Origin of the sequence: Bradyrhizobium canariense, assembly GCF_018130465.1 — a bacterium.
Taxonomy (GTDB): Bacteria; Pseudomonadota; Alphaproteobacteria; order Rhizobiales; family Xanthobacteraceae; genus Bradyrhizobium; species Bradyrhizobium canariense_C.
On sequence record NZ_JAFCKJ010000003.1, the window covers coordinates 485,529 to 509,489 of the forward strand.

Here is a 23,961-nt window from a genome sequence, read left to right on the forward strand (position 1 = left end):
GACGATGTGATCCGCTAGGACGGCTTCTTCGGCCGCGACACCAGCTCGATCATCTTGCCTTCGTCGTCATCCGGCATGGCCGCCTTGGCCTGCGCATAGGACTCGACCGCCGCGCGGGAGACCAGCGGCTTGTCGGCGAGCAGGCTTTCCGCGAGCTTCACGGCGTAGGCGGCATCCTTATGCCGCAGCGCCGCCGTGAACGTTGCGCCGCTGAAATCGCGGGCGACCATGCGCTTGGAGTGGCGCTGCACTTGCGGGCTCGCGGCCACGCCTGACAGAATCGATTCCAGCACCAGATTCATGTCGAGCCCCGCCTGCTCGGCGATCGCCAATCCCTCGGCGAGGCCGGCGATCTGGATCGCGCCCATCAGATTGTTGATGAGCTTGTAAACCGTGCCGGAGCCGACCGCGCCGAAATGGCGGATGGTCGAGCCGATCGGTTCAAGATAGGGCCGCGCGCGTTCGAGATCGGCCGCATCGGCGCCAACCAAAAGCGTCAGCTTTCCGCTCGCTGCCGCATCCGGCAATCCCGTCACGGGGCAATCGATATAGATCAGCCCGCGCGCGTTGAGCTCGCGACCCATCTCGCGGGCATGGTCATAGGAGACGGTGGAGCATTCGACCGCGATGGTGCCGGCCTTCGCGGTCTTGGCCGCACCCTTGGGGCCGAGCCAGACGGCGCGCGAGGCTTCGTCATCGGCGACCATGGTCACGACGGCGTCGGCGTCGATCGCCGCGTCCTCAGGCGAGGTCGCCCACTGCGCGCCGCGCGCGATCAGGTCTTCCGCCTTGGCCTTGCTGCGATTCCACAGCGTCACCGTAAAGCCGGCATCGAGATAGCGGCCGGCCATGCCATGGCCCATCCGCCCGAGCCCGATGAAGGCGATCCGGGGCATCAATCGACGTCCTCGATGTCGGCGCCGGTGGTGCCGAACGCGCGCTGCGCCAAGGTCGCGGCCATGAAGTCGTCGAGATCGCCGCCGAGCACGCCTGATGTGTCGGAGGTCTGCACACCCGTGCGCAGATCCTTCACCATTTGGTAGGGCTGGAGCACGTAGGAGCGGATCTGGTGGCCCCAGCCGATGTCGGTCTTGGCGGCCTGGTCGGCGGCCGCCTTCTCTTCACGCCGCTTCAGCTCGATCTGGTAGAGTCGTGCACGCAGCATGTCCCAGGCCTGCGCCTTGTTCTTGTGCTGCGAGCGGCCGGCCTGGCAGACCACCGCGACACCGGTCGGGATATGCGTCAGCCGTACCGCGGACTCGGTCTTGTTGACGTGCTGGCCGCCGGCACCGCCGGAGCGCATGGTATCGACGCGGACGTCGGATTCCTTGATGTCGATCTTGATGGTGTCGTCAATCACGGGAAACACGGCAACCGACGAGAACGAGGTATGCCGCCGCGCGTTGGAATCGAATGGCGAGATCCGCACCAGGCGGTGCACGCCCGCCTCGGTCTTCAGCCAGCCATAGGCATTGTGGCCGGAGACCTGGATGGTCGCGGACTTGATGCCGGCCTCTTCGCCCTCGGACTCTTCCAGCATCTCGACCTTGAAGCCGTGGGTTTCGGCCCAGCGCGAGTACATGCGCAACAGCATCTGCGCCCAGTCCTGGCTCTCGGTGCCGCCGGCGCCGGCATGCACTTCAAGATAGGAATCGAAACTATCGGCCTCGCCCGACAGCAGCGCCTCGAGCTCGCGCCGGGCGACTTCCTTCTTGAGGTTCTTCAGCGCGGCTTCGGCTTCGGTCACCACGCCGGTATCGCCCTCGGCCTCGCCGAGCTCGATCATGCCGATGTCGTCTTCGAGCTCCTGCTCGACCTTGCCGATGCCGGAGAGCGAATCCTCAAGCGAGGTGCGCTCCTGCATCAGCTTCTGGGCTTTCTGGGGATCGTTCCAGAGGTTGGGGTCTTCTGCGAGCTTGTTCAGCTCAGCGAGGCGCGCCGTCGATTTCTCGACGTCAAAGATGCCTCCTCAGCAGCCCGACAGACTGCTTGATCTCTTCTACCAACCGTTCGATTTCGGCGCGCATATCGTTCTCTGATCTCGCGGAATTGGTCCCGCGTCTGATTGCAAGGCCGATGTAGCGGCGGCGGCTGCAAAGCGCAACCGCCCTCCCCATTAAACGTCGGCGTTATGCGCTAGTACAGCCCGCCGGTGCCCGGCCGCATGAAGAAGCCGGAATCCGGCTGCTGCTGCTGCGACGCCGGCATGCGGCCGTCGGCATCGGCAACGCCGATGACCGAGTAGTTGTCCGGCGGCGCCGTGCCCGGCTTGAAGGCTTCGAGGATGGTTCCGCCGGTCTCGCCCGGACCTGCGCGCATGCCGGTTTTGGAGACGACGCGCACGAGCTTGATGCCGGCCGGCACCTTGAACGGAACCGCGGGCTTGTCGGCGAGCGCGAGCTGGAGGAAGTCGCGCGCGATGGGGGCTGCGAGATGGCCGCCGGTCGCGGCGTTGCCCTTGCCGAGCGGACGCGGCTTGTCGTAGCCCATATAGATGGCGACGGCGACGTCGGGCGAGAAGCCGACGAACCAGGCGTCCTTGGCCTCGTTGGTGGTGCCGGTCTTGCCGGCGATCGGCTTGCCGACCTGCTTGACCACGGTCGCGGTACCGGCCTGGACCACGCCTTCCATCAGCTCTGTGATCTGATAGGCGGTCATGGAATCCAGCACCTGCTCGCGGCGGTCGATCAGCTGCGGCTCGTTCTGGTTCTTCCAGCCGCCCGGCGCGTCGCAGCCACGGCATTCGCGCTGGTCGTGCTTGAAGATGGTGTGGCCGTAGCGATCCTGGATGCGGTCGATCAGGGTCGGCTTCACCCGGCGGCCGCCATTGGCGAGCATCGAATAGGCCGTGACCATGCGCATCGCCGTGGTCTCGCCGGCGCCGAGCGCGTAGGATAGATAGTTCGGCAGTTCGTCATAGACGCCGAAGCGGCGGGCATATTCGCCGATCAAGGGCATGCCGATGTCCTGGGCGAGGCGCACCGTCACCGTGTTGAGCGATTGCCGCAGCGCGTTGCGCAGCGTCACCGGCCCCTGGAACTTGCCCGAGGAGAAGTTTTCAGGCCGCCACACGCCCGCGCCCTGGCCCTGGTCGATTTCGATCGGGGCGTCGAGCACGACAGTCGAGGGCGTATAGCCGTTGTCGAGCGCGGCCGAATAGACGATCGGCTTGAACGACGAACCGGGCTGCCGATAGGCCTGCGTGGCGCGGTTGAACTGGCTCTGGTCGAACGAGAAGCCGCCGACCATCGCCAGCACGCGGCCGGTCCAGGGGTCCATCACCACCATCGCGCCGGACACTTCGGGGATCTGGCGCAGCCGGTACTGGCCCTCGACGACAGTGCCGTCCTTGTAGAGCGGATCGGCATAGATCACGTCGCCGGGCTGGAGCACCTGCGACACACCCGTAGCAGCCCTGCCCTTCGCGGCCCCGGAGGCCGCCCTTGCCCATTTGATGCCATCGAGCGTGATGAGGCCGGTCTCGCGCTGCTTGCTGATGGCGCCGCCGAGCTCGCGGCTCGGCTGGAAGCCTATCCGCGCGGACTGGTCGCTGGTCTCCAGCACCACCGCCATGCGCCACGGCGAGATATCGGAGAGCGACTTGATCTCGGCGAGCTTCACGCCCCAATCGCCCGAAATATCGAGCTTGCTCATGGCGCCGCGATAGCCCTGCTGCTCGTCATAGTTCACGAGGCCGGAGACCATGGTCTTGCGCGCCATGACCTGGATCTTGGGATCGAGCGTGGTGCGGACGGAAAGACCGCCCTCGTACAGCTTCTTCTCGCCGTAACGCTCGAAGATGTCGCGGCGCACTTCCTCGGCGAAATATTCGCCGGCGAAGGTGTGGGCGCCGTTGGAACGGCTAGTGACGGCCAGCGGCTCCTTGCGCGCCTTGTCGGCGTCGGCCTGCTTGATCCAGCCGTTCTCCACCAGACGATCGATCACGTAGTTGCGGCGCTCGATGGCGCGGTCGCGGTTACGCACCGGATGCAGCGTCGCCGGCATCTTCGGCAGCGCCGCGAGGTAGGACGCTTCCGCCACCGTCAGCTCGTTCACCGACTTGTCGAAATAAACCAGCGACGCGGCCGCGATGCCGTAGGCACCGAGGCCCAGGTAGATTTCGTTCAGATACAGCTCGAGGATCTTGTCCTTCGAGTAGGTCTTCTCGATCCGCATCGCGAGCAAGGCTTCCTTGATCTTGCGGGCGAAGGAGACCTCGTTGGTCAGAAGGAAGTTCTTGGCGACCTGCTGGGTGATCGTGGAGGCGCCCTGCGGACGGCGGTTGGAGCCGTAGTTCTGGATGTAGACGACGCCGGCGCGCGCCATGCCGGTGTAGTCGATGCCGCCATGCTCGTAGAAATTCTTGTCCTCGGCCGCGAGGAAGGCGTTGATCACGAGTTTCGGCACCGCCTGGATCGGCAGATACAGCCGCCGCTCCTTGGCGTATTCGCCGAGCAGCGAGCCATCGGTCGCGTGCACGCGGGTCATCACCGGCGGCTCGTAATCCTGAAGCTGAGAGTAGTCCGGCAAGTCCTTGGAGAAATGCCAGATCAGGCCTGCGACGGCACCGACACCGACAAGGAACAACACCGTTCCCGCGGCGAACAGGAAGCCCATGAACCGCACCAGCAAGCGCATTATCTATCTATCCGTTCAAACTCTGGATCAGCCCAATGGTCAGCCCAAGATCAGCCCTTGGCACCCAAACAGGCGCCAACCCCACGTCGCGAATTCACCGGCCTTACTCAATACTATCCGTGCCGGACTCAAGACGCTTGCCGAGCGGGATTCTCGCCGATTCCGGAACCCCCTGCGGGGTTTTTATAAAGCGCCCGCTGTGGCCAAACTAGGGCTTTTGCGGCGGGACGAAAAATCCCCTCTCAATTCGACGATCCGGCCGTGGCCATCCGCTTGGCCAAGAACCCGTCGATAGCCTGCGCCATCGAGCCCACGGCACGCGACCGCCATCCCTCGGAGACCAGATGCTCGAGGTCGCCCTTGTTGGAGACATAGCCGATCTCGACCAGGACCGACGGCACGTCGGGCGCCTTCAGCACCCGGAAGCCAGCCGACTTCAGGGGATGCTTGTGCATCCGCACCGTCGACTTCATTTCGCCCATCAACAGGCGGGCAAAACGACTTGAAAAGGTGCGAGTTTCCCGCTGGGTGAGATCGATCAGGATGTCGGCGACATCGGTCGGCTCCTCCGCGAGGTTGAAGCCGGCGATGGCGTCCGCCCGGTTTTCCGCATCCGCCAGTCGCTGCGCCTCGGCGTCGGAGGCCTTGTCGGACAGCGTGTAGATGGTCGCGCCCTGCGCATCGCCCTCGGCGCGCGGCAGCGCGTCGGCATGAATAGAGACGAACAACGCCGCCTTGAGGCCGCGGGCGACTTTGACCCGGTCGTTGAGCGGGATGAAGGTGTCGTCGTCCCGCGTCATCACCACGCGATATTTGCCGGTCTTTTCCAGCCGTTCGCGCAGCGCCAGGCCAAAGGCCAGCACCAGATTCTTCTCGCTCTCGCCGCTCGACTGCGTGCCGTTGTCGATGCCGCCATGGCCGGGATCGATGACGACCACCGCACGGCCATCGGCCTTCTGCCCGGCTTCAGGGTGTGTGGATGCGGGAACCGTCGCGGGCGGCGGATCGGCAATTGCGGGCCGCAGCTCAGGACGGTTTTCCGGAGCGAGCGACGGTACGAAGGCGGTGCGCTCGACCTCCTCCAGTTCGAGCACCAGCCGCGCCGGCTGGCCGTTGGCAGCCTCCACCACGTAGGAATTGGCGATCTTGGCTGGGCCCGTCAGGTCGAACACGATTCGGGAGCCGCCGGGCATCACCAGCCCATAGCGGAAGGCCTTGACCAGTCCCCGTCCGCCGGACCCGGTGCCCGCGGGAAGTTGAAAATTGACCTGGGGGACGTCGACCACGACCCGATACGGGTCAGCCAACGTGACGGCGCGGAAGGTAACGGTCTGATCGATGTCGAGGATAAAGCGAGTCTGCTTGCCGTCACCGGCCAGCCGGGCGCCCGAGGCGGTTGGGAAATTTGCTGATGCAACAGAGGGTTGGGGCTGACTTTCCGCCGCCTTCAGGCGCGAGGAATCAGCACATGGCAATGCCGCCGCGCAGAGCAGCACGCATCCCAGCAAGACCCTTTGATTTGCGCGGCTCGCCACCGATTCCGTGCCTCCGAGCAGCCTCTTTAACGCAATAGAACCACAGGGTTAAACGATCCTTAATGACAGACACGCGAAACTCGCTGACTGTGACCGCCGTGCGACGCTCCTTGCACGGATGGCCCAATCCACGTATGTACGGAATGCTGACGGCCGATATTTCCGGTTGTGTCGCATTCAGCCTCCCGGTGCAGCGCCGGAACTCTCAAGGTTTGGGAATTCCAGCGTTTTTCTGTTCCCCTCTAAGTCCAGCGCGGTGCGCGGCAGCGAGGTGGAGCGGGGCAAGCCCCGGCGGCGGACGGTCCCCGGTTACCACCACGTTTCCGGGACGGTTCTGACAGCGGCGCAACCCGTTACCCGGTCCCTTAATCCCAAGGGAGCGGTTCGTAATACCCAAGGCGAGCGCGCTCGCGCCATGCCTGGCCTGCAGCAACTGATTGAGGGGCGGCCCCGCCGCCCAATGTTTCATACGGGCCGACGCTTGATGCGCCAGACTGTGCCGACCAATTCTGAAGGACCATTCGCGACGCTGCGGAGTGACAATTCCGCGCGCCGCTTCTGTCCTCCGGCTTCCGGTTCGGCAAGGCGCGAGAGACGGCGTTTCGGCCTTCCCCTCACCCCCGAATCAGGTGGACCGTCGCGTCACCCGGCAGCGCTGATGGCGCCCACGGTGAATCGCGCCCGCCGCCGCCAAGAGTTAAGACATGCCCAACAAGATGTTGATCGATGCCACCCACCCGGAAGAGACCCGGGTCGTCGTGGTCCGCGGCAATCGCGTCGAAGAGTTTGATTTCGAGACCGCGCAACGCAAGCAACTGCGCGGGAATATCTACCTCGCCAAGGTCACCCGGGTCGAACCTTCGCTCCAAGCCGCCTTCGTCGAATATGGCGGCAACCGCCACGGCTTCCTCGCCTTCAGCGAAATCCATCCCGATTACTACCAGATCCCGGTTGCCGACCGGCAGGCGCTGATCGAAGCCGAGGAGCAGGCCCATCGCGAGGCCGAGGAAGAGAGCGAGAACCGTTCCCAGGGCCGCCGCCGCTCGCGCCACCGCAATTCCCGCCGCCGTAGTCATGGCGAGCGCGTCCGCAGCGACATCGTCGAAGGCACCGATCCCGCGGCCCAGCAGGTCCGGGGCGAGGCCCTGCCCGAGGGCGCTTCGCACGAGGGCGAGCACCTGCACGCCGGCGCAGAGCATCACGGCGAGCACGAAGGCCACGATCATCACGATCACGGCCAAGGACATGACCACGAAGAGCATGGCCACGACGACCATCATCATGCCCATGGTGACGATCATCACGCCCACGATCATGACGACCATGGTCATCACGGCGAGCACGATCATCACGACCATGATCATGCCGACGAGACACCGGCGCCTGTCGCAGCAATCGGCGCCGAGCCCGCGCTCGCCACAGAGGCCGTTGCCGAGCCGCATGATGTTGCCTCCGAAGCACACGCCCACGATCTCGCCGAGGCCGTGACATCGACCGCTGAACCTGCCGACGCCGTGTACGCCGCAGGCGAGAGCGCCGAGGCTCCGCATCACGAATCCGAAGCGACGGCCGAGGACGACGACGAAGACGAAGACGACGAGGAAGCCGAAGAGGACGTCGTTGAATCCGTCGGCGGCGACGATGTGCTGGAGGAAGTGCCGGAGCGCACCTTCCGTCCGCGCCGCCAATACAAGATCCAGGAAGTCATCAAGCGCCGCCAGGTGATGCTGGTGCAGGTTGTCAAGGAAGAGCGCGGCAACAAGGGCGCGGCGCTGACGACCTACCTCTCGCTCGCCGGCCGCTATGCCGTTTTGATGCCGAACACCGCGCGCGGCGGCGGCATCAGCCGCAAGATCACGAGCGCGCAGGACCGTTCGCGCCTGAAGGAAGTGGTGCAGGATCTCGACGTGCCCGAGGGCATGGGGATCATTCTGCGCACGGCGGGTGCCGCTCGCACCAAGCCCGAGATCAAGCGCGATTTCGAGTACCTGATCCGGATGTGGGAGACGGTGCGCGACATGACGCTGAAGTCGCAGGCCCCGACCCTCGTCTACGAGGAAGGCTCGCTGATCAAGCGCTCGCTGCGCGACCTCTACAACAAGGAGATCGACGAGATCCAGGTGGCGGGCGATGCCGGCTACCGCGAAGCGCGCGACTTCATGAAGATGCTGATGCCCGCCAACGTGAGCGCGGTGAGGCAGTATCGCGACGGCCAGCCGCTGTTCTCGCGCATGGGCGTCGAAAGCCAGCTGGATGCGATGTTCTCGCCGACCGTGCAGCTGCGCTCCGGCGGCTACATCGTGATCAACCAGACCGAAGCGCTGGTCTCGATCGACGTCAACTCCGGACGTTCGACGCGCGAGCATCATATCGAGGACACCGCGCTCAAGACCAATCTCGAGGCCTCCGAAGAGGTCGCGCGTCAGCTTCGGCTGCGCGACCTCGCCGGCCTGATCGTCATCGACTTCATCGACATGGACGAGAAGCGCAACAATCGCGCGGTCGAACGCAAGCTGTCCGATTGCCTCCGGCAGGACCGCGCGCGGATCCAGGTCGGCCGCATCTCGCATTTCGGCCTGCTCGAGATGTCGCGCCAGCGCATCCGCGCCAGCGTGCTGGAGTCCTCGACCGATCCCTGCACGCATTGCGGCGGCACCGGCCATGTGCGCTCGGTGTCCTCGGTTGCGCTCCAGTTGCTGCGCGGCCTCGAAGAGATCCTGATGAAGGGCGCGACCCACAATCTCGTGGTCCGCACCCGCACCGATGTCGCGCTCTACGTGCTGAACCACAAGCGCGGCCATCTGCGCGACCTCGAGAACGGTTTCAAGGTCACGTTGGCGGTCATCGCCGACGCAAGCGTCAGCGGACCGCAGGCCTATGTCATCGACCGCGGCGAGCAGGTGCATACGCTGGAAGCCGCCAAGGCTCTGCTGGCGGCGCAGGCGGCCGCAAGCCCGCCGCCCTTGGTCGAAGATGCCTATGACGACGAGGAGTTCGATCCGGAGACCGAATCCGAGGTCGAGACCGAGGAGACCGAAGGTCTGGTCGAGGAGCAGACCGCAGGCGACGCCGCTACCGAGCAGGACGGCCAGCGCCGCAAGCGTCGCCGTCGCCGCCGCGGTCGCGGTGGCCAGCGCGACGAGGAGACGCGCGAGGATGGCGCTCCCGCTATTGCCGAGACGGCTGTTGCGGCCGGTGAAGGCGAAGAGGATGCAGAGGCCGAGCCCGAGGGCGAGGAAGGCGAGGAACAGGCAGCCCGTGGCGAGCAGCAGGGCAGTGCCGACCGCCGCCGCCGGCGTGGTCGCCGTGGTGGACGCCGCCGTCGCGGTCCCGGCGAGGAAGGTCTCGCCGGCTCCATCGGCGACGAACTCGCTGCCAATGCGCCGTCGGAAGCGACCGACGCAGTCGCTGATTTCGACGGTTTCGGCGGCGAGGCTGCGCCCTCGATCGCGCAGGCCGAGCACACCTCAGAACCTCAGGTCACCCAGCGTGAGCCGCGCGCCGAGGCAAAGATCGAGACACGGATTGAGGCAACGGCCCAGCCAGAGCCTGCTCCTGCTGCCGCAGACGAAGAGCATGCTGACGACAAGGCCGCACGACGCCGTTCGACGGTTCGGGAAAAGGTGAGCTTCCTGTCGAGCAGCCAGAGTGAACCGGCACCGGTTGCACAGGCGGCCGAGCCGGTTGCCCCGCCCGCACCGGCTCCGGAGCCCGCGCCCGCAGCGGCAAGCGAAACGTCGGCCGCACCGCGTCGCGCCGGCTGGTGGTCGCGCCGCTTCGGCGGCGGCGAATAAACAAGCCCAATCAAAAACGCCCGGCCTTGGCCGGGCGTTTTTCGTTCCGCGCTCTCTTTGCCGACTTCAGAGTGCCGGTGGATCGCCTTCGATCGGCGCCACGTCGCGCGATGCGATCCGGCGCAGCTGATCATAGAGATCGGGCGCCTCGCTGGTGCAGAGGCAGACACCTGTCGCAGAAGGCGCTTCGCCGGCGTTGAGGTAGGCGTGGCCCATGGTGCTGTCGAGATAGATGCCGTCGCCCTCGCCCAGGATCTCCGGCGCGTAGAACTCGGTGTGGACGGCAACGCGTCCGCTCGTCACCACAAAATATTCCTCGCCGGCGTGGCGCAGCAGCGGGCCGAACTCCTCCAGCGAGCGCGCCCGGACTTCGGCCAGGATCGGCACCATGCGTTTGCCGATCAGATCGGTGCATTGATAGGTGTAGGTGTAGAAGCCGGTCGTGATCACCTGCCCCTGCCCGGCGCGGCTGATGCTCCGTCGCGCCGTGACCGGCCGGCTCTGCTCGGGACGCGGGGGCGCCGGATTGAACAGCTCGGCGATCTCCATCTTCAAGCCCGAGGTGAGCTGGAGCAGCTTGTCGTAGGTCAGCGACATCAGACCGTTCTCGACCTTGGACAGGGTCGACAGTGCCATGCCGGTCCGCTCCGCCACCTGCTTGAGCGTCAGCCCTCGCGCCTGGCGGGCAGCCTTGAGGCATTGGCCAAGCTGGGAGTTGGCGCCCTCCGGCGTCGTCATGATCTCGCTCATGCGGCAAGGCTATCACGGCGGTAGAAAAATTGTTGACCGATCCACCTAATCTTTTCGACGTAAATTGACCTCGGGTTCTCCATCTGGTCGCCGCTTGGGCAGATGTACCAGCATTTATGCAGGAAACAGCCGGATCTGACGAATATTGGTGCGCGGCCTCCACTTTCCGATATGCTAAATCGTTTTCAAAATTTGAAAGGGATTGGCATTGTCCGAACTTTGCGATTCCAGCGCCGTTGAGCTGCGCCGCCGCTTGGCCGCCCGGGAAATCTCGCCCGTCGAGCTGCTGGATTCGTGCCTGTCGCGGATCGCCGCCGTCAATCCTGCCGTCAACGCCGTCGTGACGCTGGACGAGCCTGGCGCTCGCGCCGCTGCCAAGGAGGCCGAGGCCGCCATCCTGCGCGGCGAGGATCATGGCACCCTCCACGGACTGCCCGTTCTCATCAAGGACACGCAGGACACAGCTCGCCTGCGCACCACCTATGGCAGCCCGTTGCTGAGAGACAACGTCCCGCTCGCCGACCAAGGCTCGGTCGCGCGGCTGCGCGCGGCTGGCGCCATCATCTTCGGCAAAACCAACACACCGGAATGGGCGGCCGGCGGCAACACCCGCAACCCTGTGTTCGGCGCGACCGGCAATCCGTTCGATCCGATGCGCTCGGCGGCCGGCTCCTCCGGCGGTTCGGCGGTGGCGCTCGCCTGCGGCATGGCCCCGCTCGCCTCGGGCTCGGACACCGGCGGCTCGTTGCGCAATCCGGCGGGCTTCGCCGGCATAGTCGGCATGCGTCCGTCCTACGGCCTCGTGGCCAGCGAGAAGCGCGCCTTCGGCTGGTCCAATTTGTCGACCGACGGGCCGATGGCGCGCAATGTCGCCGACACCGCGCTGATGCTGTCGGTGATGGCGAGCGACGATGCCCGCGATCCGCTCGCCTATACGCTGCCCGGCGAGCCCTTGCGCGCGCGTGCCGAGCGCTGGGCCACCCCGCGCCCCGCCGACCTCGGCAGGCTGCGCCTCGCCTTCACCGAAGACTTCGGCTTCGCTCCGACCGAGCAGGCGATCCGGCGCGTATTCCGCCATCGCGTGAGCAAGCTTGCACCACTCTTCGCCGAATGCCGCGAGGCGACGCCGGATTGCTCCGGCGCCGACGACGCCTTCGCCGTGCTGCGCGCAGACATGTTCCTTGCGACACACGGCAAGAACTACAAGGAGCAGCCCGAGATGCTCGGGCCCAATGTCCGCGCCAATGTCGAGGAAGGCCTCGGCTACACGCTCGAAGACCACGCGCGCGCCGCGACGACGCAGACGCGGATCTATCGCGCCTGGCAAAGCTTCTTCGAAAGCTCCGACGTGCTGGTCAGCCCGACCATCACGCTCAGCCCGCGGCCGTGGTCGGAGCCCCATCCCGCGGAAATCGACGGGATACCTACGAAATCCTATTTCCATTGGCTCGCGCTCGCTTATGCCGTCACGCTTCCCGGCCATCCCGCGATCAGCATTCCTCTCGGCCTCGATGAAGCCGGGCTGCCTTTCGGCCTCCAGATCGTCGGTCGGCGTGGCGGCGACGCCGCCGTGCTCTCGGTGGCCGCGAGCCTCGAAGCGGCGTTCGCCGGCGACGCGCAATTGTGCCGGCCGGCGCCCGATCTGGCGCGGCTTGCCGCGGCGCCGCCGCTGTCGGCCGCACCCGGCTTCCTGACTTGGGAATGACCCGAACTTGGGAATGACCCAAAACCAGCGATAGCAGCACCGCCGGCGTAACGGAGACGAGCATGACGGAATTGCCGAGGAAGACCAGCGTCGTCGCATTCGTCCTGCTCTACGTCGCCTACTGCATCTCCTATGTCGACCGCGCGGCGATCTCGCTGGCGCTGGCGCAGATCGGCAAGGACTTCAACCTCCAGGCCGCGGATCTCGGCATCGTCATCAGCGCGTTCTTCCTGGGTTACGCCGCGATGCAGGTGCCGGGCGGATGGCTCTCCGACCGCTTCGGCTCGAAATATGTGGTGATCATCACCATCGTGATGTGGTCGCTGTTCACGGCATTCACGAGTCTTGCCTGGTCGCTCACCTCGCTGATCGCGATCCGCTTCATCTTCGGCATCGCCGAGGGCGGTTTCCCGCCGGCGAGCATCCGCGCCGTCGCGGAGGTGTTCAAGAAGGACAGCCGGCCGAAGATGTCGGCGCTGCTGCTGTCTTCCAACTATGCCGGCAGCATGGTCGCGCCGCTGATCATGGCGCCGTTGATCCTCTGGCTCGGCTGGCGCCATGCCTTCAACACGATCGGCATCGCGGGCATCGTCTTCGCTGTGGCCTATTTCGTCTTCGTCCCGTATCTGGGCCGTCCGGGCACGAACGAAACGACCCCATCGGAGACGAAGGCCGAGAACCGTGCGCCGATGCGCGAGCTCATGAAGAACCCGCTGTTGTGGCAGCTGATGGTGGTGTGGTTCGGCCTCAGCTGCGTCAACAAGGGCCTGGATTCCTGGATGCCGCTCTATCTGCTCCAGCAGCGCGGGCTCGACCTCAAGACCGTCGGCGTGTTGGCGCCGATCCCGTTCGTGATGGCGACGATCGCGACCGCGATCGGCGGCTGGGTGATGACGACGTTCTTCGCCGAGCGCGAAAAATATCTCCTGATCGGCGCCTCCGCATTGACCGGCATCTTCCTCTACGCCATGTACAAGGCGGAGACGATCGCGATGCTGATCACCTACCAATCGGTGGTCTATTTCTTCAAATCCTTCGTGCTGGCCTCGGTGATTGCGCTTCCGACCAAGCTGCTCCGCGACGACCAGATCGGATCCGGGATCGGCATGGTCAATCTCGGCGGCCAGAGCGCGGGCTTCGTCGCACCCGTCGCCATCGGCTTCATCGTGACCGGAACCGGATCGTTCGATGCCGCCTTCGGCTTCCTCGTGGCGATGACGGCGTTGTCCGTCGTGGTCGCCGCGACCATAAACACGGCCGAGCCGAAGCTCGCCCCGCAGACGGCCTGACAGGAGAATCTCTTCCGATGCAAAGCGCGATCGTACTCGGCGGCGGCATGATCGGCGTCAGCGCGGCGCTCCACCTCCGGCAGCGCGGCTGGTCCGTCACGCTCATCGACCGCAGGGAGCCGGGCCGCGAGACCAGCTACGGCAATGCCGGCATGATCCAGGCGGAAGCGGTCCGTCCCTATCCGATGCCGCGCGACCTCGCCACGCTCCTGAAGATCGCGACCGGCCGCACCAACGACGTGCGTTACAGCCTGTCGTCGCTTCATCTCCATATCGAGCCTCTGCTCCGCTATTGGTGGCATTCGGCGCCGGCGCGGCATCGCGAGGCGATCGACGCCTGGGCGCGGCTGATCGCCTACGCGACGGCGGAGCACGACATCCTCATTCGCGAAGCCCACGCCGACAATCTTATCCGTCGCGCGGGATACCGGCACCTGCATCGCGACGCAGCTTCGTTCGAACTCGCCGTCAAGGCGGCGGAAGAAGACCAGCGCGAATTCGGCGTGAGGTTTCGTGCGCTCTCGGGAGCCGAGCTCGCCAAGGCCGAACCTGTCCTGCGCGACGACCTGCCCGGCGCGATCCATTGGCTCGACACCTGGACCGTGTCCGATCCCGGCGCGCTGGTCACGGCCTATGCCGATCTGTTCGAGCGCCTCGGCGGCACCATCGTGCTTGGCGATGCCCAGACCTTGCAGCAAACCGCGACCGGCTGGTCGGTCGAGACCGACATTGGACACATCGACGCCACCCACGCCGTCGTGACGCTCGGGCCGTGGTCGCCCGATCTCCTGCTCAAATTCGGCTATCGCATTCCGCTGGTGCGCAAGCGCGGCTACCACATGCATTACAGCGGCGGCGCCTCGCTCGATCTGCCGCTGGTCGACAAGGCCGGCGGCTACGCCATGGGTCCGATGGCCAAAGGCATCCGCATCACCACCGGCGCGGAGTTGACCGGCATGGACGCGCTCGCAACGCCCGTGCAACTCGCCAGCGCCGAAGCCTCCGCGCGCGAGCTGATCGACCTCGGCAGGCGCGTCGAGCCAGACCCGTGGTTCGGCACCCGCCCCTGCACGCCCGACATGCTGCCGGTGCTCGGCCCTGCCCCACGCCATCCCGGCCTCTGGATGAACTTTGGCCACGGCCACCAGGGCTTTACGCTGGGGCCCGCGACCGGGCGCCTGCTCGCCGAGATGATGAGCGGCGAAACGCCTGCGATCGATCCGACGCCATATCGGCCGGAGCGGTTCTAGCCCTCTACGCTCGCGGCGAGGACCGCGAGCGCAGCCGACAGGCGCATCAGCGGATCATCCCATTCGCGTGGCCTGCGCTGGCGGAACAGCCGCATGGTCGGATACCAGGGACTGTCCTCGCGATCGCGCAGCCAGCGCCAGTCGAGCGCGTAAGGCGTGAGCATCCACACCGGACGGCCGAGCGCGCCGGCGAGATGCGCGACTGATGTGTCGACTGCAATGACGAGATCAAGCGCTGCGACCGCCGCCGCCGTATCGGCGAAATCGCCGAGGGCCGGCGCAAGATCGATGACGTCATTGCCAAGCGACGCGAGCACCGGACCATCTTCGGGCCGCGGCTCCTTTTGCAGGCTGTAGAGCTGCACGCCCGGCATGACAAGGCGCGGCAACACCGCCTCCGCCGACAGCGAGCGCTGCCGGTCGCCCTTGTGCCTGGCATTGCCGGCCCAGACCACGCCGACCTTCAAGGCCCTCACACCGGCGAGCGCAGAACGCCAGCGCGACAGTTTTGCGGGATCGGGGTGCAGATACGGGACGTCGGCCGGAATGGTATCGAGCGTGGTGCCGAATATCCGCGGCAGGCTCATCAGCGGCACTTGCAGGTCGAATGGAGGCAGCACCTCACCGCGCGGGATCACGGTGACGTCGGGGAGTTGCCGCAGCAGCGAGGCGAGCGCGGGCTGCACCTGCAAGATGATCCTGCCGCCCCTCGCCGCCACCATCGGCAGGTAGCGCACGAAATGCAGGACGTCGCCGAGGCCGTATTCGGCGAACAGCAGCAATGTGCGGCCATGAAGCGGCTCGCCCTGCCATTCCGGCTCGCTCAACGTCGGATCGCCGTCCGACAGCGTCTTGCATCTGCGCCGCCAGCGATAGCTCTCGAACCCGTTCGAGAAATCGCCGTTCATCAGCAGGAAATGCGCGTGGTTGTACTGCGCGAGCGGCTGCTCCGGATCGAGCGCGATCGCGTGGTGCGAGACCGCCAGTGCCGCGTCGATTTCGCCGGCGTTGCGCAGCGCCACCGCGAGATTGGCGTGCCCCTTGGCGTAGACGGGATCGGCCGCGACCGCGCATCGGTGCGCGGCGACGGCGTCCTCGGTGCGCTCCTGTTTCTCGAAGATGATGCCGAGATTGGTCCAGGCCGGCGCGTGATCGGGCTTGAGCAGCAGTGCGTGCTCGCAGGCGGCGACCGCCTCATCCAGTGTGCCGATCTCGGAGAGACAGGCGCCGAGATTGCTTGCAATCACGTGATCAGATGAATCCAGTGCAAAGGTCCGCCCGTAGATCTCGGCGGCTTCGTGCAGGCGACCGGCCTCATGCAGGACGAGGCCGAGCAGACGCAGCGCCTGACCATTGTCCGGCGCGAGCGCAATGGCGCGGCGGTATTGGACAACGGCGTCTTCGAGCAGTCCTTGCCGATAGAGCACGGCGCCGAGATTGCACAGCAGCCCCGGATCATCCGCATCGGCGTCGAGGGCGCGGCGATACGCGCCCGCAGCTTCGTCGAGCTTGTTCTGGTCTGCAAGGACATTGCCGAGATTGAGCCAAACGCCGCGATAGGATGGCTCCCTCGCGATCAGCGCACGATAAGCCTCCTCCGCTTCCGTCAGCCGCCCCTGCTCCGCAAGCACGACGGCAAGGTTGAAGCACGCCCGGGTCAGATGCGCATCGAGCGCGAGCGCACGGCGATAGGCGCCTTCAGCCTCCTCGAACCGCGCGAGTTCACCGAGCGTCACGCCGAGCTTGTTGTGCAAACCCGCATCGTCCGGCCGCCGGACCAGGGCGCGCCGGAACGCCGCCAACGCCCCCTCCTGCTCGCCCTTCACCGCAAGCGCATCGCCGAGCGTGACGAGTGCCGGCGCGTGCTCCGGGTCGATGTCGAACACACGGCCGAGCAGCGCGGCGCCGTCGGCCGCACGGTCGGTGACGAAGGCGGCCACTGCCGCAAGATGCAGCGCGGGCAAGTGATCCGGCTCTGCCCTCAGCACCTCCGCACAGAGCGCGTCGGCCTGGTCGGGCCGACCTGCCGAAAAATGCTCCGCCGCCTGCAACACAATCCGATCGACGCTCGCCTTGCCCACGATACCCGCCCGCCCCTTCAACGTCAGATGCGGGTTAAACGCACGAGGTCGGAAAATCCGTCAGTCGGCGCGCCCGGCGAGCAACTTTTTGATCCGCTCGGCATCTTCAGGCGTCGCCGGATTGTAGACGATCATGCTGAGATCGGAGCGGCCCTCGACATTGAAGCTCGAATATTCGAACGACATCGTGCCGTGAACGGGGTGTCGCAGCCGCTTGGTGCCATCACCATGATGGCGCACGTCGTTGTCGCGCCAGAGCGCCGCGAATTCCGGACTGGTGCGGCAGAGCTCATCGACGAAATCGGCGACATGCGAAACCGCGCCCGCGCGCGCGGCGTCCGCCCGGAATGCCGCCACCACGAACCGCGCCACGCTGTCCCAGTCGTATTGCGCGGCACGGACGCGCGGATCGCAGAAGATGAAGCGCAGGATGTTGCGCTGTCCCGGCGGGATCGCGCCGTAATCCGTCAGCACGACGCTTGCGGCCTTGTTCCAGGCAACGACGTCCCAGATGGCCGTCCGCACCAGGGCCGGGCTGAATGCGAGCGCATCGAGCACGCGCTGCAGCCGCGGCGAGACGCCTTCGTTCGCCTGGTAGCGCACATCGGGCGGACGGCCGAGGCCGATCAGGAACAGGTGCTCGCGCTCGACATCGGTCAGCATCAGCGCACGCGCGATGCGGTCGAGCACGTCGGCCGACGGCGCGCCGCCGCGGCCCTGCTCCAGCCATGTGTACCAGGTCGGGCTGATATTGGCGCGCTGCGCCACCTCCTCGCGGCGCAGCCCGGGCGTCCGCCTGCGGCTGCCGCTGAGGCCGAACGCGGCGGCATCGAGCCGGGTACGGCGGCCTTTGAGGTAGGTCCCCAAGAGGTTCTCGCTGGCGACGGTCTCGTTCATCCTGTTAGTTTTTATACCCTTATAATCTCACTACTTTACCTGGATAATCCTAGCGCAGATGGTCGTCTCCACCAACCCTCTCAGGGTTTCTTGGAGATTGCTCATGCGTGTTTTCGTCACCGGCGCCACCGGCTTCGTCGGCTCAGCCGTGGTTCAGGACCTGATCGCCGCCGGCCACCGCGTTACCGGCCTCGCCCGTTCCGACGCGGGAGCTGCGGCGCTTGCCGCGATGGGCGCCGAGGTTCATCGCGGGTCGCTGGAGGATCACGCGTCCTTGCGCAGCGGCGCGGCCGCGGCGGACGGCGTCCTGCACCTCGGCTTCAACCACGACTTCTCGAAGTTTCTGGACAATTGCGAGCTCGACCGCCGCGCGATCCTGGCGATCGGCGAGGAGCTCAACGGTTCCGGTCGCCCTCTCATCGTCACCTCCGGCGTGGCGCTGCTCGCGCCCGGCCGCCTCGCGACCGAGGACGATGTATCGGCGCACCGCTTTCCACGCGTGTCGGAATCGACCGCGCTGTCGCTGGCCGGCGTCCGCGCAGCCGTGGTGCGTCTTCCACCCTCCACACATGGCGAGGGCGACCACGGCTTCGTCCCGATCCTGATCAACCTCGCGCGCCAGAAAGGCGTATCGGCCTATGTCGGCGATGGCAGCAACCGCTGGCCCGCCGCGCACCGTGTCGATGCCGCGCGCGTCTACCGGCTGGCGCTGGAGCAAGGCGCAACCATGAAGCACTATCACGCGATCGCCGAGGAAGGCGTGCCGTTCAAGGCGATTGCGGAAGTGATCGGCCGACGGCTCGGTGTGCCCGTCGTGTCCAAATCGCCCGAGGAAGCGGCCGCGCATTTCGGCTGGTTCGCACAGTTCGCGGGCGCCGACGTTCCGACCTCGGGCGCGAAGACGCGTGCTGCTCTCGGCTGGTCGCCGCAAGAAAAAGGGCTGATCGAGGATCTCGACCAGCCCATTTATTTCAAGATCTGACGGCGCGCCGTCGGTGACAGCTTTGCAGATCAGTCCGTCGTGACCGCCGTTTCCATGTCGGTCGGATCGATCTGCTTGGCGAGGTTGGCGTTGAGCTTGTCGCGATCGAGCTCGCCCTCCCACCAGGCGACGATCACGCAGGCAACGCCGTTGCCGCACAGATTGGTCAGCGCGCGGCACTCGCTCATGAACTTGTCGATGCCGAGCACGATCGCCATGCCCGGCACGAGGCGCGGATCGACCACGGCGAGCGTCGCCGCCAGCGTGATGAAGCCCGCACCTGTGATACCGGAGGCGCCCTTCGAGGTCAGCATCGCCACCACCAGGATGGTGAGTTGCTGGCCGAAGGAGAGATCGAAGCCCAGCGCCTGAGCGATGAACAGCGTCGCCAGCGTCATGTAGATGTTGGTGCCGTCGAGATTGAACGAATAGCCCGTGGGCACCACGAGGCCGACCACCGACTTGGAGCAGCCGAGGCGCTCGAGCTTTTCCATCAAGGACGGCAACGCGCTTTCCGAGGACGAGGTGCCGAGCACGATCAGCAGCTCGTCCTTGATGTAGGCGAGGAACTTGAAGATGGAGAAGCCGGCGAAGCGCGCGATGAGTCCGAGCACGACGAACACGAACAGTGCCGCGGTGACGTAGAACGTCGCGATCAGGCCGATCAGGTTGAGGATCGCCCCGGTGCCGAACTTGCCGATGGTGTAGGCCATCGCGCCGAAGGCGCCGATCGGCGCCGCGCGCATCACGATGGAGATGACTCCGAACACCGCATGCGCGGCGTCGTCGATGAAGCTGCGGATGGTGTGGCCGCGTTCGCCGAGCCCCATGATGGCGAAGCCGAACAGCACCGAGAACAGCAGCACCTGCAGGATCTCGCCTTGCGCGAAGGCGCCGACGACGGTGTCCGGAATGATGTGCAGCACGAAGTCGACCGACTTCTGCCCTTCGGCCTGCTTGGCGTAGTTGGCGACGGCCTGCGCGTTGGCAGCGGCGCCGCCGAAGCCCGCACCCGGCTTCACCAAATTGCCAATGATAAGTCCGATCACCAGCGCGAAGGTCGAGACGATCTCGAAATAGACCAGCGCCTTGACGCCGATGCGGCCGACCTTCTTGGCGTCCTGGATATGGGCGATGCCCGAGACCACGGTGCAGAAGATGATCGGCGCGATCACCATCTTGATCAGCTTGATGAAGCCGTCGCCGAGTGCCTTGATCCACTCGTTGGTGGCGACTGACGGCCAGAGCCAGCCGACGATGGCGCCGAGCACGATCGCGATCAGCACCTGGATATAAAGAACCTTGTACCACGGCTTGGCGGCGGGCGGCGCGACCGGCGCCCCCGCCATCGTTGTCGTCGTCATTGTTTCACTCCCCCTCAAAACGCCGGGCCAGCCAAGATCAACTTGGCCGGCCCTGTCAATTGGAACTGCTCGTTATTGCGCGTTTTACCTGGGATCGACGACCCGGCGTATCGCCGGCATCAACGTCGCGCCCAGCGCGTTCTTGACCAGCGACGCCGCAACGAACGGCATCAGGCCGACCTGCCACGCCTTCGCGGCGCCCAGCCCGAGGCCGAAGGCCAGCCAGCCAAAGCCCGCGGCCAGAATGAAGATGTGGCCGACGGCCATGGCCGCAAACAGCAGCACCACACTGCGATCCCAGCCACGCTCGGCGAGCCAGCCGGTGACGAAGGCGGCGCCAATGAAGCCGAACAGATAGCCCGCGGTCGGGCCGACCAGCGGTGCAATTCCACCGACCGGACCGGCGAACACCGGCAGGCCCATCGCGCCCTCGGCGAGGTAGGCGATCATGGTTGCGCTGCCAAGCCGCCAGCCATAGGCGGCGCCAATCATCAACACGACCAGCGTCTGCAATGTCATGGGCACGTAAGGCAGCGGCAGGTTCACCTTGGCTGACAGCGCAATCAATGCGGTGCCGAGCGCAATCAGCACGACAGCGCGCAAGGCGCCGACGGTTTCACCCGGCCGGACTGGCCACATCAATGCGGCAAGAGAAGAGTGCAGAGTGGCGGCAGACGGGAGGGAACGATCGGGCAAGTTGAACTCCGCAGGGCTGTTTTCGAAAGGCTGGTTTCGAAAGGCTGTTTTCGCAACGGCTGTCGAAAACTGGCGGCTATTTAAGCCAGTGAGCGATCCGGTCAACTGCTTCCCGCATCTCCGCTGCCGAACGCGCATACGAGAGCCGTATGAAGGAACGACCATGGATGGGATCGAAGTCGAGGCCCGGCGTGACCGCGACATGGGCCTGTTCGAGCATCTGCTTGGCGAATTCGAAACTGTCGGAGGTGAAGTCCGAGACGTCCGCATAGAGATAGAATGCGCCGTCGGCCGGCAGAAACCTGGTCAGGCCGGCCTTGGGCAATCCCTCGATCAGGATGCGCCGGTTTTCCTGATAACCGTGCTTGATCTCCTCCATCTCGGCCGCGCCGTCGAAGGCCGCTTCGGCTGCGATCTGCGACAGCGACGGCACCGAGATCGACAGGTTCTGCTGCAGCCGCTCGATCGGCCGAACCAGAATCTCGGGCACGACCATCCAGCCGACGCGCCAGCCCGTCATGCAGAAATACTTCGAGAACGAGTTGATCACGAGCGCGTGGTCCGACAGCGCCGCCGCCGTCACCGCGGGAAACGCGTAGTCGAGCCCGTGATAGATCTCGTCCGAGATGAAACGGATGCCCGCGTCTTCCGCCGCCGCGATCAGGCCGGCGAGCGCCTCGCGGGACATCATCGTCCCGGTCGGATTGGCGGGGCTGCCGACCAGCACGCCCTTCAGCGGCGCCTTGCGATGGGCGGCCAGCAGCGCCTCGCCGGTCAGCGCATGGCGCGTCTCGTTCGTGGTCTCGATCAGCACCGGCTCGCAGCCGAGCGCGGTGAGGATATGACGGTACGGCGGATAACCCGGCACCGTCACGGCGACGCGGTCGCCCGGCTCGAACATCGCCAGGAAAGCCAGAATGAACCCGCCGGAGGAGCCGGTGGTCGCCACGATCCGCTCGGGACTGACGTCACAGCCATAGGAATCGCGATAGTGCCGCGCGATGCGCTCGCGCAGGCTGGGGATGCCGAGCGCGGAGGTATAATCGATCCGCCCTGCCTCGAGCGCCGCATGGGCGGCCGCAATCGCGGTCTTCGGCGCGCCGGCGGCGGGCTGGCCAACCTCCATGTGGATGACATGGCCCCCGGCCGCCTCGATTCGGGCCGCCGCGGCCATCACGTCCATCACCATGAACGGGGGAACATCGCTGCGGCGGGAGGGCGCGAGCCACTGCCCCAACCGGTTCCTCAATGTCGCATCGTGCATCGATTTCTGCTATTTCGCTGGCGGGCCGATCTGTCCGACCCGGGAAACGGGGTGCTTGCGCCCCAGACTGGCCGCATTGTACGGCTCATTAGGGGTACGGCTCAAAGGGGCATATCGCGTATCCGGTCCGCCGCCAATCGCCAAAACCAATCACGAAACTGCTTGACCAAACCTACCGACAAGACCGTTTGACCCAGACCGCTTGATGTTGCTCCAGATCGCATTGCGCAAGAAGGCCACCGCTCTCACCGCCCTCGTCACGGCGGCTGCGATCACGATGCTGCCGTTGCCGGCGGCGCAGGCGCAGATGAAGGGGCCGCCGGTGCTGCGCGACACCGAGACCGAGCAGCTCCTGCGCGAATACACGCGGCCGATCCTGCGCGTCGCCGGTCTGGAGAAGCAGAACATCCAGATGGTGATCGTCAACGAAGGCTCGTTCAACGCGTTCGTCGCGGACGGACGCCGCATCTTCGTCAATTACGGCGCAATCCTGCAGTCGGAGACGCCGAACCAGATCATCGGCGTGCTCGCGCACGAGACCGGGCATCTGGCCGGCGGCCATCTGTCCAAGCTGCGCGAGCAGCTCGCCAACGCCCAGACCCAGATGATTATCGCGATGCTGCTCGGCGCCGGCGCGATGGCCGTGGGCAGCACCCGCGGCAGCGGCAGCGCCGGCAACAATGGCCTTGCCAATGCCGGAGCCGCCGCCCTCGCCGGCCCGCAGGAGATGATCCGCCGTACGCTGCTGTCCTACCAGCGCCAGCAGGAGGAGAACGCCGACCGCGCCGGCGTGAAGTTCCTGACTGCGACCCAGCAGTCGCCGAAGGGCATGTACGAGACCTTCAAGCGCTTCACCAGCGAGAGCCTGTTCGCCGCACGCGGCGCCGATCCCTATCTCCAGTCGCATCCGATGCCCGCCGAGCGCGTCGCTTCACTCCAGGAGTTCGCCAGCGCCAGCCCATATTGGGACAAGAAGGACGATCCCGCGCTCCAGCTCCGCCACGACATGGTACGCGCCAAGATCTCCGCCTTCATGGAGCGGCCGGAGACGGTGTACCGCCGCTATCCCCTGACCAACGACAGCATGCCGGCGCGCTACGCCCGCGCCATCAGCACCTATCTGCACGGGGATTTGCGCAGCGCGCTCGCCCAGATCGACGCGCTGATCCAGGTCCAGCCCAACAATGCGTATTTTTACGAGGTGCGCGGCCAAGCCCTGCTGGAGGGCGGCAAGCCGGCCGAGGCGATCCCTGCCCTGCGCAAGGCTGTCGCACTTTCGAACAACGCGCCCCTCATCGAGATGTTACTTGGGCAGGCTCTGGTTGGGTCCGATAATAAGGCCTACACCGACGACGCCGTTCGGATTCTCCGGGCCGCGGTGGCACGGGAACCGGAGGCCGCCCTCGGCTACATGCAGCTCGCGATGGCCTATGGCCGGAAGGGCGACTATGCCGAGGCGGATCTGGCGTCGGCGCAGGCCGCTTATCTGCGCGGCGACAACAAGACCGCCCGCGAGCTTGCGACGCGCGCGAAAACCCGTTTCGCCGTCGGCACGCCCGGATGGGTCAAGGCCGACGACATCGTGGCGTCAAAACCGCCGCGCAACTGACAAGACCAAAACGACCTTACACGACCACGCCTTACGCCACGACGTCACGACACCGAACCTAAGTCCGCCGGGACGTTTTCCGAAACCTGCTTTGGATAAGAGGATTT

At 65.8% G+C, this 23,961-nt stretch carries 16 protein-coding genes; 6 read left to right on the forward strand and 10 right to left on the reverse strand.

Going from position 1 to position 23,961, the window contains the following annotated elements; translation table 11 throughout:
- Positions 1-14: 14 nt before the first annotated feature.
- The 4 genes from JQ591_RS11105 to JQ591_RS11120 form a co-directional block, all read right to left on the reverse strand.
- Positions 15-896 (reverse strand): NAD(P)-dependent oxidoreductase, encoded by an 882-nt coding sequence (locus JQ591_RS11105; protein ID WP_211396026.1) that lies wholly within the window; start codon positions 894-896, stop codon positions 15-17.
- A protein-coding gene (gene prfB / locus JQ591_RS11110; RefSeq protein WP_211396027.1) for a peptide chain release factor 2 occupies positions 896-2,027 on the reverse strand; the annotation gives its coding sequence in 2 pieces (ribosomal slippage) (positions 896-1,957 and positions 1,959-2,027; 1,131 coding nt in all). Before prfB ends, JQ591_RS11105 begins: the two co-directional genes overlap by 1 nt.
- A 109-nt stretch (positions 2,028-2,136) precedes the next feature.
- Positions 2,137-4,638 carry a penicillin-binding protein 1A gene (locus JQ591_RS11115; RefSeq protein WP_211396028.1) on the reverse strand — a complete coding sequence of 834 codons (2,502 nt, stop codon included), beginning with the start codon at positions 4,636-4,638 and terminating at the stop codon, positions 2,137-2,139.
- A 242-nt stretch (positions 4,639-4,880) separates the two neighbouring features.
- The gene (locus tag JQ591_RS11120) at positions 4,881-6,173 is read right to left on the reverse strand and encodes an N-acetylmuramoyl-L-alanine amidase (RefSeq protein WP_211396029.1); all 1,293 of its coding nucleotides are present in this window, start codon (positions 6,171-6,173) and stop codon (positions 4,881-4,883) included.
- Positions 6,174-6,877: 704 nt separating this feature from the next.
- Between JQ591_RS11120 and JQ591_RS11125 the strand changes: the two genes are divergently transcribed.
- Positions 6,878-9,967 carry an Rne/Rng family ribonuclease gene (locus JQ591_RS11125; RefSeq protein ID WP_211396030.1) on the forward strand — a complete coding sequence of 1,030 codons (3,090 nt, stop codon included), beginning with the start codon at positions 6,878-6,880 and terminating at the stop codon, positions 9,965-9,967.
- 66 nt (positions 9,968-10,033) lie between these two features.
- Here the strand turns inward: JQ591_RS11125 and JQ591_RS11130 are convergent, their stop codons facing one another.
- Entirely contained in the window at positions 10,034-10,717 is a 684-nt protein-coding gene (locus tag JQ591_RS11130) for a helix-turn-helix domain-containing protein (protein WP_211396031.1), read from the reverse strand.
- Between the two features lie 208 nt (positions 10,718-10,925).
- Here JQ591_RS11130 and JQ591_RS11135 point away from each other — a divergent pair, with 208 nt between their 5' ends.
- The 3 genes from JQ591_RS11135 (at position 10,926) to JQ591_RS11145 (ending at position 14,961) form a co-directional block, all read left to right on the forward strand.
- A complete protein-coding gene (locus tag JQ591_RS11135; protein WP_211396032.1) occupies positions 10,926-12,422 on the forward strand; it encodes an amidase in 1,497 nt (498 codons plus the stop codon).
- A 62-nt stretch (positions 12,423-12,484) separates the two neighbouring features.
- Positions 12,485-13,711 (forward strand): MFS transporter, encoded by a 1,227-nt coding sequence (locus JQ591_RS11140; protein WP_211396033.1) that lies wholly within the window; start codon positions 12,485-12,487, stop codon positions 13,709-13,711.
- A gap of 17 nt (positions 13,712-13,728) precedes the next feature.
- Positions 13,729-14,961 carry an NAD(P)/FAD-dependent oxidoreductase gene (locus JQ591_RS11145; protein ID WP_211396034.1) on the forward strand — a complete coding sequence of 411 codons (1,233 nt, stop codon included), beginning with the start codon at positions 13,729-13,731 and terminating at the stop codon, positions 14,959-14,961.
- Here JQ591_RS11145 and JQ591_RS11150 read toward each other — a convergent pair.
- On the reverse strand, positions 14,958-17,042 hold the full coding sequence (locus JQ591_RS11150) for a tetratricopeptide repeat protein (protein ID WP_211396035.1): 2,085 nt from the start codon (positions 17,040-17,042) through the stop codon (positions 14,958-14,960). The two genes, JQ591_RS11145 and JQ591_RS11150, sit on opposite strands and share 4 nt — an antisense overlap.
- Positions 17,043-17,102: 60 nt before the next feature.
- The gene (locus JQ591_RS11155) at positions 17,103-17,939 is read right to left on the reverse strand and encodes a helix-turn-helix transcriptional regulator (protein WP_211396036.1); all 837 of its coding nucleotides are present in this window, start codon (positions 17,937-17,939) and stop codon (positions 17,103-17,105) included.
- A 103-nt stretch (positions 17,940-18,042) separates the two neighbouring features.
- On the opposite strand from JQ591_RS11155, the gene JQ591_RS11160 reads away from it, so the two are divergent.
- Positions 18,043-18,921 carry an SDR family oxidoreductase gene (locus JQ591_RS11160; RefSeq protein WP_211396037.1) on the forward strand — a complete coding sequence of 293 codons (879 nt, stop codon included), beginning with the start codon at positions 18,043-18,045 and terminating at the stop codon, positions 18,919-18,921.
- A 29-nt stretch (positions 18,922-18,950) separates the two neighbouring features.
- Here JQ591_RS11160 and JQ591_RS11165 read toward each other — a convergent pair whose 3' ends face one another.
- The 3 genes from JQ591_RS11165 to JQ591_RS11175 form a co-directional block, all read right to left on the reverse strand.
- Positions 18,951-20,285, reverse strand: a complete 1,335-nt coding sequence (locus JQ591_RS11165; protein WP_211396038.1) for a dicarboxylate/amino acid:cation symporter — start codon at positions 20,283-20,285, stop codon at positions 18,951-18,953.
- An 84-nt stretch (positions 20,286-20,369) separates the two neighbouring features.
- Complete coding sequence (locus tag JQ591_RS11170) at positions 20,370-20,924, reverse strand: biotin transporter BioY (protein ID WP_211396434.1); 555 nt, start codon at positions 20,922-20,924, stop codon at positions 20,370-20,372.
- A 133-nt stretch (positions 20,925-21,057) separates the two neighbouring features.
- Positions 21,058-22,245, reverse strand: a complete 1,188-nt coding sequence (locus tag JQ591_RS11175; RefSeq protein ID WP_211396039.1) for a pyridoxal phosphate-dependent aminotransferase — start codon at positions 22,243-22,245, stop codon at positions 21,058-21,060.
- Positions 22,246-22,450: 205 nt separating this feature from the next.
- Between JQ591_RS11175 and JQ591_RS11180 the strand changes: the two genes are divergently transcribed.
- Complete coding sequence (locus tag JQ591_RS11180; protein ID WP_211396040.1) at positions 22,451-23,854, forward strand: M48 family metalloprotease; 1,404 nt, start codon at positions 22,451-22,453, stop codon at positions 23,852-23,854.
- The last annotated feature ends 107 nt before the right edge of the window (positions 23,855-23,961 follow it).

Excerpts from the sequence above, each read along its gene's own strand:
- JQ591_RS11170 (WP_211396434.1), bottom strand. The coding sequence starts at position 20,924 with ATGTGGCCAGTCCGGCCGGGTGAAACCGTCGGCGCCTTGCGCGCTGTC.
- JQ591_RS11165 (WP_211396038.1), bottom strand. The coding sequence starts at position 20,285 with ATGACGACGACAACGATGGCGGGGGCGCCGGTCGCGCCGCCCGCCGCC.
- JQ591_RS11145 (WP_211396034.1), top strand. The coding sequence starts at position 13,729 with ATGCAAAGCGCGATCGTACTCGGCGGCGGCATGATCGGCGTCAGCGCG.
- JQ591_RS11175 (WP_211396039.1), bottom strand. The coding sequence starts at position 22,245 with ATGCACGATGCGACATTGAGGAACCGGTTGGGGCAGTGGCTCGCGCCC.
- JQ591_RS11160 (WP_211396037.1), top strand. The coding sequence starts at position 18,043 with ATGCGTGTTTTCGTCACCGGCGCCACCGGCTTCGTCGGCTCAGCCGTG.
- JQ591_RS11140 (WP_211396033.1), top strand. The coding sequence starts at position 12,485 with ATGACGGAATTGCCGAGGAAGACCAGCGTCGTCGCATTCGTCCTGCTC.
- JQ591_RS11105 (WP_211396026.1), bottom strand. The coding sequence starts at position 896 with ATGCCCCGGATCGCCTTCATCGGGCTCGGGCGGATGGGCCATGGCATG.
- JQ591_RS11130 (WP_211396031.1), bottom strand. The coding sequence starts at position 10,717 with ATGAGCGAGATCATGACGACGCCGGAGGGCGCCAACTCCCAGCTTGGC.
- JQ591_RS11125 (WP_211396030.1), top strand. The coding sequence starts at position 6,878 with ATGCCCAACAAGATGTTGATCGATGCCACCCACCCGGAAGAGACCCGG.
- JQ591_RS11180 (WP_211396040.1), top strand. The coding sequence starts at position 22,451 with ATGTTGCTCCAGATCGCATTGCGCAAGAAGGCCACCGCTCTCACCGCC.
- JQ591_RS11115 (WP_211396028.1), bottom strand. The coding sequence starts at position 4,638 with ATGCGCTTGCTGGTGCGGTTCATGGGCTTCCTGTTCGCCGCGGGAACG.
- JQ591_RS11155 (WP_211396036.1), bottom strand. The coding sequence starts at position 17,939 with ATGAACGAGACCGTCGCCAGCGAGAACCTCTTGGGGACCTACCTCAAA.